General features: G+C 72.0%; 10 protein-coding genes and 2 pseudogenes. 5 read left to right on the top strand and 7 right to left on the bottom strand.

What is annotated here, in order from left to right; translation table 11 throughout:
* Positions 1-22: 22 nt before the first annotated feature.
* Positions 23-1,051 carry an L-glyceraldehyde 3-phosphate reductase gene (gene mgrA / locus HUT10_RS42890; RefSeq protein ID WP_176176432.1) on the top strand — a complete coding sequence of 343 codons (1,029 nt, stop codon included), beginning with the start codon at positions 23-25 and terminating at the stop codon, positions 1,049-1,051.
* Between the two features lie 135 nt (positions 1,052-1,186).
* Here the strand turns inward: mgrA and HUT10_RS42885 are convergent, their stop codons facing one another.
* Positions 1,187-2,041 (bottom strand): SDR family NAD(P)-dependent oxidoreductase, encoded by an 855-nt coding sequence (locus HUT10_RS42885; protein ID WP_176176431.1) that lies wholly within the window; start codon positions 2,039-2,041, stop codon positions 1,187-1,189.
* A gap of 141 nt (positions 2,042-2,182) precedes the next feature.
* On the opposite strand from HUT10_RS42885, the gene HUT10_RS42880 reads away from it, so the two are divergent.
* Both HUT10_RS42880 and HUT10_RS42875 read left to right on the top strand, forming a co-directional pair.
* Positions 2,183-2,848: a TetR/AcrR family transcriptional regulator gene (locus tag HUT10_RS42880; RefSeq protein ID WP_176176430.1), complete on the top strand. Its 666-nt coding sequence runs from the start codon at positions 2,183-2,185 to the stop codon at positions 2,846-2,848.
* Positions 2,849-2,862: 14 nt separating this feature from the next.
* Complete coding sequence (locus HUT10_RS42875; RefSeq protein WP_176176429.1) at positions 2,863-3,732, top strand: TIGR03564 family F420-dependent LLM class oxidoreductase; 870 nt, start codon at positions 2,863-2,865, stop codon at positions 3,730-3,732.
* 18 nt (positions 3,733-3,750) lie between these two features.
* On the opposite strand, the pseudogene HUT10_RS42870 reads toward HUT10_RS42875, so the two are convergent.
* The 5 genes and pseudogenes from HUT10_RS42870 to sigC form a co-directional block, all read right to left on the bottom strand.
* A pseudogene (locus HUT10_RS42870) lies at positions 3,751-4,660 on the bottom strand (IS5 family transposase).
* A gap of 35 nt (positions 4,661-4,695) precedes the next feature.
* On the bottom strand, positions 4,696-5,919 hold the full coding sequence (locus tag HUT10_RS42865) for a CdaR family transcriptional regulator (protein ID WP_176176428.1): 1,224 nt from the start codon (positions 5,917-5,919) through the stop codon (positions 4,696-4,698).
* Positions 5,920-6,054: 135 nt separating this feature from the next.
* Positions 6,055-6,513 carry a (2Fe-2S)-binding protein gene (locus tag HUT10_RS42860; protein WP_176176427.1) on the bottom strand — a complete coding sequence of 153 codons (459 nt, stop codon included), beginning with the start codon at positions 6,511-6,513 and terminating at the stop codon, positions 6,055-6,057.
* An 11-nt stretch (positions 6,514-6,524) separates the two neighbouring features.
* Positions 6,525-8,760: pseudogene (locus HUT10_RS42855) on the bottom strand (molybdopterin cofactor-binding domain-containing protein).
* 164 nt (positions 8,761-8,924) lie between these two features.
* Entirely contained in the window at positions 8,925-9,476 is a 552-nt protein-coding gene (gene sigC / locus HUT10_RS42850) for an RNA polymerase sigma factor SigC (RefSeq protein WP_176176426.1), read from the bottom strand.
* Positions 9,477-9,534: 58 nt separating this feature from the next.
* Between sigC and HUT10_RS42845 the strand changes: the two genes are divergently transcribed.
* On the top strand, positions 9,535-10,221 hold the full coding sequence (locus HUT10_RS42845; RefSeq protein ID WP_176176425.1) for a zf-HC2 domain-containing protein: 687 nt from the start codon (positions 9,535-9,537) through the stop codon (positions 10,219-10,221).
* A gap of 22 nt (positions 10,222-10,243) precedes the next feature.
* Here HUT10_RS42845 and HUT10_RS42840 read toward each other — a convergent pair whose 3' ends face one another.
* Entirely contained in the window at positions 10,244-10,984 is a 741-nt protein-coding gene (locus HUT10_RS42840; RefSeq protein WP_176176424.1) for a DUF427 domain-containing protein, read from the bottom strand.
* A gap of 100 nt (positions 10,985-11,084) precedes the next feature.
* Here HUT10_RS42840 and HUT10_RS42835 point away from each other — a divergent pair, with 100 nt between their 5' ends.
* The gene (locus HUT10_RS42835; RefSeq protein ID WP_176176423.1) at positions 11,085-12,281 is read left to right on the top strand and encodes an ROK family protein; all 1,197 of its coding nucleotides are present in this window, start codon (positions 11,085-11,087) and stop codon (positions 12,279-12,281) included.
* Positions 12,282-12,283: the final 2 nt, after the last annotated feature.

Below are 12,283 nucleotides of genomic sequence, written 5' to 3'. Positions count from 1 at the left end.
CCGGCGGGTTAGCATCGGCCGCGTGACCTACGTTGCCGCTGACGGCCGATACGACTCGATCCCCTACCGGCGCTGCGGGCGCTCCGGACTGAAACTGCCCGCGATCTCGCTCGGGCTGTGGCACAACTTCGGCCACGACAAGCCACTGGAGACCCAGCGCGCGATCACCCGCCGCGCGTTCGACCTGGGCATCACCCACTTCGACCTGGCCAACAACTACGGCCCGCCGTACGGCTCGGCCGAGGAGAACTTCGGGCGGCTGCTGGCCACCGACTTCAAGCCCTACCGCGACGAGCTGGTGATCTCCACGAAGGCCGGTTACGACATGTGGCCCGGCCCGTACGGCGAATGGGGCTCCCGCAAGTACCTGCTGTCCTCCCTGGACCAGTCGCTGGGCCGGCTGGGCCTGGACTACGTCGACATCTTCTATTCGCACCGCTTCGACCCCGAGACGCCGCTGGAGGAGACGGTCGGGGCGCTGGACGCCGCGGTCCGCGCCGGGAAGGCGCTGTACGTCGGGATCTCGTCCTACAGCTCGGAGCGGACGGCCGAGGCCGCGCGGCTCCTGCGCGAACTCGGCACGCCGCTGCTGATCCACCAGCCGTCGTACTCGATGCTCAACCGCTGGATCGAAGAGGACGGCCTGCTCGACACGCTCGAACAGGTGGGTGCGGGCTGTATCGCGTTCTCGCCGCTCGCGCAGGGCCTGCTGACGGACCGGTACCTGAAGGGCGTCCCGTCGGACTCCCGCGCGGCGCAGGGCAAGTCACTCGACCCGGACACGCTCGACGAGAACCGGCTGGGCCGCGTCCGCGCGCTCAACGAGGTCGCCGGGCGGCGCGGGCAGACGCTGGCGCAGCTCGCGCTGGCCTGGGCGCTGCGCGACCACCGGGTGACGTCGGTGCTGATCGGGGCGAGCAGCGTCGAGCAGCTGGAGGACAACGTCGGTGCGCTCGGCAACCTGGAGTTCTCGTCGGAGGAGCTGACCGAGATCGACGGCCACGCGACGGACGCGGACATCAACCTCTGGAAGCGTTCGTCGGACTCCTGAACCCGGCCCGCGCTCTCGCCGGGGTCCTGACTCCGATGCCCGGCATCGGAGTCAGGACCTCAGCCCGATCCTGCTTGTGGTGGGCGACGGCGCCCGATTCGCCTGGCCCCGCGGGGGCGCCCCCCGTTTTCCACGCTACCGGACAGCACCGACATTTTCGGCGCCCTGAGCCTCCGCCGACAGGTCTTGCCACTGCTCCCAGGTCGCGAGGCGGTCCTCGTAGGCCTGCTTGATCATCGGGTGGAAGCCCTGGCCGAAAAGGACGCGCAGAGGCGGGTTGGGCAGGTCGACGACCTTGAGGAGGGCCTGGGCGGCGGCGGCCGGGTCGCCGGCGGGCTGCCGCCCCGCCATCTCCGCGAGGCGGCGGCGGAGCCCGTCGTAGACCGGGCTGGTCTCGCTGACGTGGCCGTTGGCGAGGGGGTCCGGGTCCTTGCCCTCGCGGGTGGCGAAGCCGCCCGGCTCGACGATCGTGACCTTGACGCCGAAGCCGGCGACCTCCTTGGCCAGGGTTTCGCCCAGGGCTTCGATCGCCCACCGGGACGCCTGGTACGCCCCGCCGAGCGGCATCGCGATGAGCCCCGCGGCCGAGGACAGCTGGATGATGTGACCCGAGCGCTGGTCGCGCAGGAAGGGCAGCACGGCCTGGACGACCCACAGCGGGCCGAACAGGTTGGTCTCCAGCTGGGCGCGCAGTTCGGCCTCGGTCAGCTCCTCGATGGCACCGATCTGCGCGTAGCCGGCGTTGTTCACGACGACGTCCAGCCGTCCGAAGTGCTCGGCCGCCCGCTTCACGGTCTCGAAGACGGCCGCCTTGTCGGTCACGTCCAGTTCCAGCGGGAGCACCGCGTCGCCGTAGGTGGCGACCAGCGCGTCGAGGCCCGCCGTGGACCGCGCCGTGGCCGCCACCCGGTCGCCCCGGCCGAGGGCGGCCTCGACGAAACGGCGGCCCAGGCCGCGCGACGAACCCGTGACGAACCAGACCTTGCTCATGGGGTTTTCCCTTCTCCGCATCGGCATCCGATCGCCAACAGGACACCGGCAGCCCGGTACCCGTGACAGCACGGCGAGGTGACGCCAGTCACCCCGTCGCGACGTTTGACCAAATAAGAAAATTGGTCATACGATGGCCGCATGCCTCCTGCCGAAGACCGCGCCGAACGGGCCGAGCGGATCCTCGACGCGGCCGCCGAGCTCCTCCTCCGCGCCGGGTACCGGCGGACCACGATCGAGGACGTCGCCGACCGGGCCGGGGTCGGCAAGGGGACCGTCTACCTGCACTGGAAGAACCGCGAGGAGCTGTTCCTCGCGGTTCTGCTCCGGGAGTCCGTCCGGGCGCTCGAAGACCTCGTCGCCGCCCTCGCGGCCGATCCGCTCGTCACGCGGCTCTCGCGGCTGACCGAAATCCAGTACGCCAACACCCTGCGGCGCCCGTTGCTGCGGGCCGGCTACGCCGACGACACCGAAACGCTCGGCAAGCTGCTGCCGAAACTGCACACCAGGCTCGACCCGCGGCACGCGGAAGCCTTCGTCGAATACCTGGAACTGCTGGCGGCGCACGACCTGCTGCGCACCGACCGGCCGGTCCGCGAACTCGTCGTCGCCTTCCAGGCCGTCCTCCACGGCTTCCTCGGCCGCACTCCCCCGCCCGAACCCGCTTTGATCGCCGACACCGTCGCACACGCTTTCGAGCCGCTGGCCGTGTCGACGAGGCAGCTGCGCGCGGTGGCCCCGCGGGCGCTGGAGCTGTTCACCGAAGCCGTTGCCCTCGACCGCAAGCAGCTCGAACGCGCTTACTGACCCCGGGAGGTCCCATGCGCACCGGAATCCTGATCGACGAACTCGGCGTCGGCTTCGACGCCATGACGACCCAAGCCCGCGAAGCCGCGAAGCTCGGCTACGAAACGCTATGGGTGGCCCAGCGCGGCGGCTGGGACGCGCTCACGGCCCTGCCCGCGCTCGCCGCGGCCGCGCCCGGCGCCGGGCTGGGCACCTGTGTCGTGCCGACCTACTCGCGGCACCCGATCACCATGGCCGCGCAGGCGCTGACGGTCCAGGCGGCGGCCGGGGTGCCCGTCCACCTCGGCCTCGGGTTGAGCCACCGGCACGTCGTCGAAGGCGAGTTCGGGTACTCGTACGACCGTCCGCTCCGGCACCTGCGCGAGTACCTCCAGGCGCTGGAACCGTTGCTGCGCGGGGAGAAGGCGGACGTCCACGGCGAGTCGCTGACCGCGGCGGCCGGGCTGGCCACCCCCGGCGCGCAGCGGCCCGCGGTGCTGCTCGGCTCGGTGAGCCCGCAGACGACGCGGCTGGCGGGCGAGCTGGCCGACGGCGTGATCACGACGTTCGCCGGCCCGCGGGCGATCGGCGAGTTCGTGGTGCCGACGCTCGGCGACGAGTCCCGTGTGGTCTCCGGCCAGCTGATCTGCGTGACGTCCGAAGCGGACGAACGCCGGGCGGCACTCGAGGAGCTGTACGGCGGGGCGGCGAACATCCCGGCCTACCGCGCGGTCCTGGACCGCGACGGCTTCGAGCGGGTCTCCGACAGCGCCATCGTCGGTGACGAGGAAACCGTGCGCCGCCAGGTGCAATCCCTCGAAGACGCGGGCGCGACCGAGCTGCTGGTGATGCCGTTCGGCTCGCTCGGGGAGCAGGCTCGTACGCGGGAGCTGCTGGCTTCCTGAGCCGGCTCCGGACAGCCCCTAGGGCGTGTCTGACAATGCTTTGGTCCAGGTGATCGCGGCGTGCAGGACGACCGCTGATCGGTAGACGATGGCCAACTTGTCGTAGCGAGTGGCCAGGCCGCGCCATTGCTTGAGCAGGTTGAACCGGCGTTCGACCACATTGCGGCCGCGGTAGTCCGCCGCATCGAAGGCAGGCGGACGCCCGCCGCGGGAACCGCGGCGTTTGCGGTGCCCGGCCTGATCAGCCGGCTCGGGGATCACCGCGGTGATGCCGCGGGCGCGCAGATGCCCGCGAATCGCCCGCGAGGAATAGGCCTTGTCGCCGCGGACCCGGTCAGGCCGGGTTCGGGCGCGCCCGCGTCCCATCCGAGGGATCCGCAGGTGGCGCATGAGGTGCGGGAACATCGGTGCGTCCCCGGCCTGTCCAGGACCGACCAACGTGATCAGCGGCCGGCCGTTCCCGTCGACGAGGTGGTGCACTTTGGTGCTCCATCCGCCGCGGGAGCGGCCGATCGCGTGATCAGGCGGCTCGGTCAGCAGATCCGTGTAGTTCGACCCAGCCCCCTGTGGAGCGGGTGATGTTGGTGGCGTGCTGATGTGCTCGGGCGATCGTGGAATCCACCGACACCGACCAATTGATCAGACCGGCCGCGTCCGCAGCGGCGAGCAGGCGCTGCAGGACGGTGTCCCAGGTGCCGTCGCCGGCCATCCGGCGATGCCAGGTCCAGATCGTCTGCCACGGACCGAACACCGCCGGCACATCCCGCCACGCGATCCCGCACCGATACCGGTAGATGATCCCCTCGACCATTGCCCGCGCATCCGAGAACGGCCGACCACGCTTACCGGTCCGCACCGGCAGCAGATCCTCAATCAATGCCCACTGATCATCGGAAAGCAGCTGAAACCGCGACACGACCAGCAGCATCCCAGCAACCAGCCGAGATGTTTGTCAGACACGCCCTAGCGCGGTGCCGGCAAGTGGGTCGCCTCCGGGAACAGGTTCAACGCCCGCAGCGCCGCCCCCAGCTCGGCGATGTCCGCCGGGTTCGTCAGCGAGCGGCCCAGCTCCTCCGTGATCCGCTTCAGGCGGTGGCGGATCGTGTTGGGGTGGCAGAACATCCGCTCCGACGTCAGCTTCGTCGACCCCTGGCAGTCGAACCACGCGCGCAGCGTCAGCAGCAGCACGTTGCGGTCGTCGCCCGGGAGGTCCAGGAGGGGCTGGAGCACGTGGTGGGCCAGCTGGACCGAGGCCTCCGGCGCACTCGCCACCAGCCCGGCCAGCGGGGACTCGGTGAACTGCACCAGCCCCGGCGTCCCCGGCGCCATGCTCGACAACGCCACCCGCGCCAGGTGCAGTGCGCGGGCGGTGTTGCCGAGGCCGGTGAACACCGGGCTCATCCCGACCCGGCTCACCGGGTGCTCGCGGACCAGGCCGACGATCGCCGAAGCCGCGGCCGGGTCGCGCAGGGACACCACGCCCACCTGGAGATCCGGGGTGAGCCGCCACGCCGACGCGTGCTGGGCCGCGCGCAGCCGGGCCTCGATCTGCGGGAGCGGCTCGTCGCCCAGCCGCGGGGTTTCCGCCGCGACGACCACGAACGTGCCGTCCAGGGACAGGTCGAGCACGCGGGCGATGTCCCAGAGCGTCCCCTCGGTCGCGGCACCGCCCGCGAACAGGGCCTCCACCAGCGCCGAACGCCGGTTCTGGTGCGCCACCATCACTTCCGCCGTCGTGTCGCGGTAGGCCGTGGTGAGGGCTTCCGCGAGGTCGTCGATCAGCGCCCAGATCGCCGTGGTCGCCGCGACCAGGCCGGCCAGGTCCTGCGTGCCTGCGGTCAGCTCGACGAACAGGTGCCAGACCTCGGTGAGCCCGATCCGGTAGGCCCGCAGCAGCTCCGGCAGCGGCGCGCCCTGCAGCGCACGGGCCCGGCCGGTCGCGCGGGCCTGGGACAGGTCCGGCACGTCGGAGCCGCGCAGCGTGCGCATCACGTGCTCGAGGTTGGCGCGCACCGAGTTCCGCAGCTCGGCGTGCGTGACGAACCGGGCGTCGGCGTAGACCGGCATCTCGGCGCGGATCTGCCGCACCGTGCTCTCGACGAGGTCCGGCAGCTTCCGCTCGACCTCGGCGGCGAGCACGGCCACGCGAGGGGCGAGCCCGTCGGACAGAAGCGCCTGGTAGTGCATGGTGGCCTCCGGTCCCCGGCCTCTTCGTTGAGGTCCGAGACCGACATCTAACCCGAACGAGGCCACCACGTTCGGGTGAACTTTCTACAAGAACCGCGGATGCGGAGGTTCTTTTGTGGAACCTCCGCATCCGCGTCAGGCCATCTTCGCGGCCGCGCTCTTGATCGCCTCCCGGATCCGGAAGTAGGTGCCGCAGCGGCAGACGTTCTCGATCGCGTCGATCTCGGCGTCCGTCGGGTTCTTCGTCTTCTTCAGCAGCGCGACGGCCGCCATGATCTGCCCCGGCTGGCAGTAGCCGCACTGCGCGACGTCCTGCTCGAGCCAGGCCTCCTGGACCGGGTGCAGCTCGTCGCCGTCGGCCAGGCCCTCGATCGTCGTGACCTCGCGCCCCGCGCACGCCGAGACCGGCGTGACGCAGGGGTTGAACGCCTCGCCGTCGAGGTGGCTGGTGCAGGCCTTGCAGACGTTGATGCCGCAGCCGTACTTCGGCCCGCGGACCTTGAGCTTGTCGCGCAGCGCCCACAGCATCGGCAGGTCGGCGGGCGCGTCGACGGTGACGGTCTTCCCGTTCACCACGAAGGTGTAGTTCGGCACGGTGGCTCTCCTCAGCGCGGGAACGGGTCGAAGTCGACCGGGAAGGTGATCGGGAAGCTGCGGGGCTTGATCCCGGTCGCCCGGGCGTAGGCGTTGGCGATCGCGCCGACCGGGGCAGGCAGGCCGAGCTCGCCCGCACCGCCGATGTCGTCGCCGGTCGCCGGCATGACGTGCACGGTGACGTCCTTCGGCGAGTTCTTCTGCCGCGCGTAGTGGAACTGCGAGTAGCTGCCTTCCAGCGGCAGGCCCCGGTCGATGTGCAGGCCGGCGGTGAGCGTCGTGGAGATCGCGTCGGTCAGGCCGCCGAGCATCTGCGCCTGGATCCCGCGCGGGTTCACCGGCTTGCCGACGTCGACCGCGATGGTCGCCTTGGTGACGCGCGGGTGCTTCGGGTCGCGCGCGTCCAGTTCGACCAGGCAGGCGGTGTAGGACTTGTACTCGCCGTGCACCGCGATGCCCTGCGCGAACCCGGCGGGCATCTTCTTGCCCCACTCGCCGAGTTCGGCGACCTTGTCGAGCACCGCGCGCTGCCGCTCCTCCTTGATGAACTCGCGGCGGAAGGCCACCGGGTCCTTCCCCAGCTTGGCCGCGATCTCGTCGACCATGATCTCTTCGGCGCCCCGGGTGTTCGCCGAGTAGACCGACCGCCACGCCGAGGTGTGGAACTTCAGCGGCACCTCGTTGAGCAGCTGCGTGGTGACGCCGAAGTTGTACGGCGACTTGACGGTCAGCAGGAACACCGTCTGCGCGAAGCTGAGGTTGCCGCCGACGGGCAGCTTCGCCGCGAAGGCGGTGAGGATCTCGCCGAGGCCGTGGCTCCAGTCGGTTTCGACGCTCGCGACGCGGTGTTCGAACGTCAGCACCTGCCCGAGCGCGAAGGTCGCGCGGATCCGGTGGTAGCTCGCCGCGCGCGCCCGGCCGTGGCGCATGTCGTCGATCCGGCTCCACATCAGCCGGACGGGCTTCTTCATCGCCTTCGAGATGTGCGCGGCTTCCAGTGCCGCGTCGAAGAACAGCCGCCGCCCGAAGGACCCGCCGCCCTGCTGGACGTGCACGGTGACCTTGTTCTCCGGCAGCCCCAGCTCCTGCGCGATGGTCTGCTTCGCCACGATCGGCGACTTCAGCCCGGCCCAGATGGTCGCGCTGTCCTCGCGGACGTCGGCCACCGCGGAGTTCGACTCCATCGGCGCGTGGCTGGCGAAGGCGAAGTCGAACTCGCCGTCGACGTACTGGGTCAGCAGCGGCGGCACCACGAACGGCAGCGCGGCGGCCCGCAGCTTCTTCTTGACGCTCTCGTTGTCCTCGGCGTCGACCGTGCCCGGCCCCAGGTGACGTCGAGGGCGTTCTTGCCGTCGAGGGCCTGGCCGAACGTCTCGGCCATCACCGCGACCCCGGTCGGCACGACGGCGATGTCGATGATCCCCGGCATGGCGCGGACGGCGGCCTCGTTGTTGACCTTCCGCACCGTGCCGTTGATCGTCGGCGGCCGGCGCACCATCACCGGGTTGGCGCCGGGGATGTCGAGGTCGAGCGTGTAGACCTGCTTGCCGGTGACCATCGCGCGGGCGTCCTTGCGCGAGGTCGGCGTCCCGACGAGCGTGTGTGCCGACTCGGCTTTCGGCGCGATGGCGCCGGTGGTCAGGTCCGTGCGGGAAGCCGGGCCGGCGAGGGTGCCGTAGGAGGCGCTGCGGCCGTCGGGCGCCCACACCGCACCGTCGCGTGTGGACAGCCGGGAGGCGCCGGTCCCCCACTGCGCCGCCGCCGCGGCGATCATCCGGGCGCGCGCGGTCGCCGCGGTGGCGCGGACCGGGTCGTAGAGCGAGCGCATCGTGTTGGACCCGCCGGTGAGCTGGTTGAACAGCAGCTCGGTGCGGGCGTCGGAGAGCACGACGTCGACCCGGTCGAGCGGCAGGTCCAGCTCTTCGGCGACGAGCATCGCGGTCGCGGTCGTGATGCCCTGGCCGACCTCGGCGCGCGGCAGCTGCAGCCGCGCGCGGCCGTCGGACGTCATCTCGAGCACGAGCATCCCGGCGGTCGGCGCGCACGAGAGCGTCAGCACGTCGCCGAGGTCGAGGATCTCCGCCGGCTGCGGCAGGGTCGGGACGACGGCCTCGGCGCGGGCCGGGGCGAGGCCGTCGGCGGTGAACCCGGTGGCGACGGTGAGCGTGGGTGCGGCGACGAGGTAGGTCAGGAAGCGGCGGCGGCCGACCTGCCCGGCTCGGGCTGTTCGGTGGTGGGACTGGCCATCGGGAATCCCTTGCTGGGTGGTGGCGGGGTGCGCGCCACGCTAAGGACCCCTTGACACGGCGTCAACGCGGAGTAGTCGAGTTCGCCCATCTCTGTGACGAGATGACAGCGGAAGCCCCCGAATGTGTGCGCCGCCACAGCGCCGGACGGCGCAGCGGGCTGGTTCAGCCGGCCCCGCGGGCGCGCCGGGCCTCGATCAGGTCCTCCCGGGCGCGGGCCACGCGGGAGCGGACGGTGCCGACCGGGCAGCCGCAGACGTCGGCCGCCTCGGCGTAGGACAGCCCGAGCACCTGGGTCAGGACGAGCACCTCGCGCCGGTCCGGGTCCAGCCCGTCGAGCAGGAGGCGCAGTTCGACGAGGTCCTCGAAGCCGGCGCTCGCGTCGCGGGAGCGCTCGGCGGCCGCTTCCCAGTCGGTGTCGGCGATCTTGGGCCGCGACCCGGCCGCCCGGATCTGGTCGACGACGACCCGGCGGGCGATCGAGAGCAGCCACGTCCGCGAAGACGAGCGCCCGGCGAAGCGGCGAAGGCTGCCGAAGGCGCGGAGGTAGGTCTCCTGGGTGAGGTCGTCGGCCGCGCCGACGTCGGTGAGGTGGGCGAGGAAGCGCCAGACGTCGGCCTGGGTGGCGCGGACCCACGCCTCCAGCGCGCGCCGGTCGCCGCGGCCGGCGGCCAGGGCCAGGTCCGTGACGCGGTCGTCGTCCTCACGGTGGGTCATGGTCCGGAACTTAGCAGTGACCGGGAACTTTCCGGATCCGCCGTCCGACTAGTGGACCATGAGGTGTGAGGACTGCCGCGAAGCTCTGTCGGCGCGACTGGACGGCGAGGCCGAGCCGGTCTCGCCCGACGCGCACCTGGCGTCCTGCGCGGACTGCCAGGCGTGGTTCGCGGGCGCGGAACGGCTGCGGCGCGCGATGCTGCTGCGCCCGGCGCCGCCGGTCCCGGACCTGACGGCGGCGATCCTCGAACGCACGCCGGCCCCCTCGGGCGAGCGCTGGGGACGGCGGATCGCCTTGGCGGTGGTGGCGATCGCGCAGCTCGGGCTGGCGTTCGCCGAGCTGCTCGGGACGGCCCACGGCGGCGTCCACCTCGGGCACGAAAGCAGCGCGTGGAACCTGGCGGTGGGCATCGGCCTGCTGACGGCGGCCCTGCTCCCCAAGACCGCGGGCGGCCAGCTGCCGCTGCTGACGGGGTTCGTCGGGGTGCTGCTGGCGCTCTCGGCGGGCGACCTCGCGGCGGGCCAGGTGACGCTGTCCCGGCTGTCGACGCACCTGCTCGTGGTGCTCGGGCTGGCGCTGCTGTTCGCGGTACACCGGGAGCACCGGAACACCGGCACTCCGCTCCCGGCGGCCACGGCCGACGGCGGAACGTCGGCTCCGGGGTCCACTGTGGATGCTCCGGCGCCGGGACGGCCGCGGCCCCGCCCGTTCCGGCGGCAGGCGCACGGCCGCCACGCGGCCTGACGTGTAGGGCGTTATACGCGCGTCAGGCGAATTTCGTCTTCGGGCGGTCCTGCCGCACCCCGTCGACGTACACGTCCACCTTCTCGTCGAGGAACGCCACCAGCCCCGCGGCCCGGATGCTCTCGGGCAGCGGTGTCGGGTAGCTCCAGGCGAGGTCCTCGTGGCCGGCGACGTCGAAGTGCTCGGCCGCGCCCTTGTACGGGCAGTGCGTCACCGTGTCGATCCGGGTCAGCAGGTCCATCCGGACGTCCACGCGGGGGAGGTAGTAGCGGGTCGGCAGGCCGGTCTCGAACAGCAGGTGCGGGCGCACCGAGTCCGCCACCGTGACGCCGTCGACCTCGATCCGCACGTGCCGCGAGCTCGGGAGGACGTCGACGCGGACGCCAGGGTCGCGCGGGTGGGTGAAGATCTGCTCGTCCTCTTCGAACCAGTCGAACGCGCCGAACTCGAACCGGACGTGTCCCCGGAGCTCCTCGATGGGCGAATCCGGGTACTCCAGCGCGCCGTCCACCGCCTCGGCTGCGGCACCCTTTATCGTCGACAGAACAGCTTCTCCGCGGCTCGGCGAGTGCGCCGTCCGGCCGGAGGGGGTGAGAACACCGCTCACGACGTCCGCGCGCGGGATGTAGTACGTGGGGTAGTACGGAACTTCCCACACCAGGAGGGGGTGCACCGTGTCCGCGACGACCTGCCCGCCGAGGAACACCCGTACCCGCTTCGCGCCCTGTGCCACGCGGACCCGGCCGCGTCCCGGAGTGCTCATGCTCCGCTCAACGGGCCGTGAAGTGCGGGTATTCCGGCGCGCCCGCGAGCGGGACGGCTAGCGTGGCAGGGAGCACGAGGACGACAGGAGGCGGGCACGGGTGGCCGGCGTAGAAATCCCCACGGTCGGTACCCCCGCCGGGATGCGCAAGATCAACCAGCGGGCGGTGCTGGACCTGCTGCGCCGCGGCGGGCCGGCGACCCGGCCGCAGGTCGCGAAGGACACCGGGCTGTCGAAGCCGACGGTCAGCCAGGCGCTGCTGGCGCTGGAGGCCGCCGGGCTGGCCCGCCCGACCGGGCAGACGTCCACCGGCACCGGACGCTCGGCCGTGCTGTACGAGGCCGACCCGACCGCGGGGTACGTGCTCGGCGTCGACATCGGCCGCGAGCACCTGCGGGTCGCGGTGTCCGACCTCGGCCGCACCCTGGTGGCGCGCCGCGACGAGCGCAACACGGCCCGGTCCGGGGCCGCGCTGGTGACGGCGGTCGGGAAGATCGCGGCCGCGGCGGTCGCGGAGGCCGGTCTTTCGGCGGACGACATCGTTGTCCGCGTGGTCGGCTCCCCCGGTGTCGCCGATCCGGAGAAGCGGTGCTTCCGGCACGCGCCGAACCTGCCGGGCTGGGGCCGCGCGGGGCTGATCGACGACCTCGAAGCGGCACTGGGCCCGGACCTGATGGTGGAGAACGACGCGAACCTCACCGCGGTCGGCGAGGGCGAAAGCGGTGCCGCGCGCGGAGCTTCGGTGTTCGGCTGCATCACGATCGGCACCGGCGTCGGCATGGGCCTGATGGTCGACGGCCGGGTCTTCCGCGGCGCGACCGGCGCGGCGGGCGAGATCGGCTACCTCCCCTACGGCCGCACGCGCGCGGCCGACGAGCCGGGCACCCCGCCGGCCCGCGGCCACCTCGAAGAGGCGACGGCGGCCCAGTCGGTGGTCCAGGGCGCCCGCGAACTCGGCTTGGGCACGGCGAAATCGGCCCGCGAGGTGTTCCGGATGGCCCGCGAAGGCGACGAGCTGGCCCGCCAGGCACTGGCGGCGGAGGCCGACCGCCTGGCGTACACGGTGGCCTCGGTGGCGGCGGTGATCGACCCGGAGCTGATCGTCCTGGGCGGCGGCATCGGCACGGCGGCGGACCTGCTGCTGGAACCGATCGACCGGGCCCTGCGCGCGTTCACGCCGCTGGTGCCGAAGGTGGTCCAGGGCGAGCTGGGCGAGGACGCGGTGCTGACCGGGGCGATCAGCGTGGGTCTGCGGGCGGCGGAGGGTCTGGTCTTCGACCGCCGCGTCGGCGCCTGAGC

The organism is Amycolatopsis sp. Hca4, from assembly GCF_013364075.1.
Lineage (GTDB): Bacteria > Actinomycetota > Actinomycetes > Mycobacteriales > Pseudonocardiaceae > Amycolatopsis.
Note: the sequence above shows the minus strand (reverse complement) of the source record. Positions and strands in the feature narration are given on the sequence as shown.

Coding starts and splice junctions, on each gene's coding strand:
- HUT10_RS42885 (WP_176176431.1), bottom strand. CDS start 2,041: ATGAGCAAGGTCTGGTTCGTCACGGGTTCGTCGCGCGGCCTGGGCCGC.
- HUT10_RS42880 (WP_176176430.1), top strand. CDS start 2,183: ATGCCTCCTGCCGAAGACCGCGCCGAACGGGCCGAGCGGATCCTCGAC.
- HUT10_RS42875 (WP_176176429.1), top strand. CDS start 2,863: ATGCGCACCGGAATCCTGATCGACGAACTCGGCGTCGGCTTCGACGCC.
- HUT10_RS42865 (WP_176176428.1), bottom strand. CDS start 5,919: ATGCACTACCAGGCGCTTCTGTCCGACGGGCTCGCCCCTCGCGTGGCC.
- sigC (WP_176176426.1), bottom strand. CDS start 9,476: ATGACCCACCGTGAGGACGACGACCGCGTCACGGACCTGGCCCTGGCC.
- HUT10_RS42845 (WP_176176425.1), top strand. CDS start 9,535: ATGAGGTGTGAGGACTGCCGCGAAGCTCTGTCGGCGCGACTGGACGGC.
- HUT10_RS42840 (WP_176176424.1), bottom strand. CDS start 10,984: ATGAGCACTCCGGGACGCGGCCGGGTCCGCGTGGCACAGGGCGCGAAG.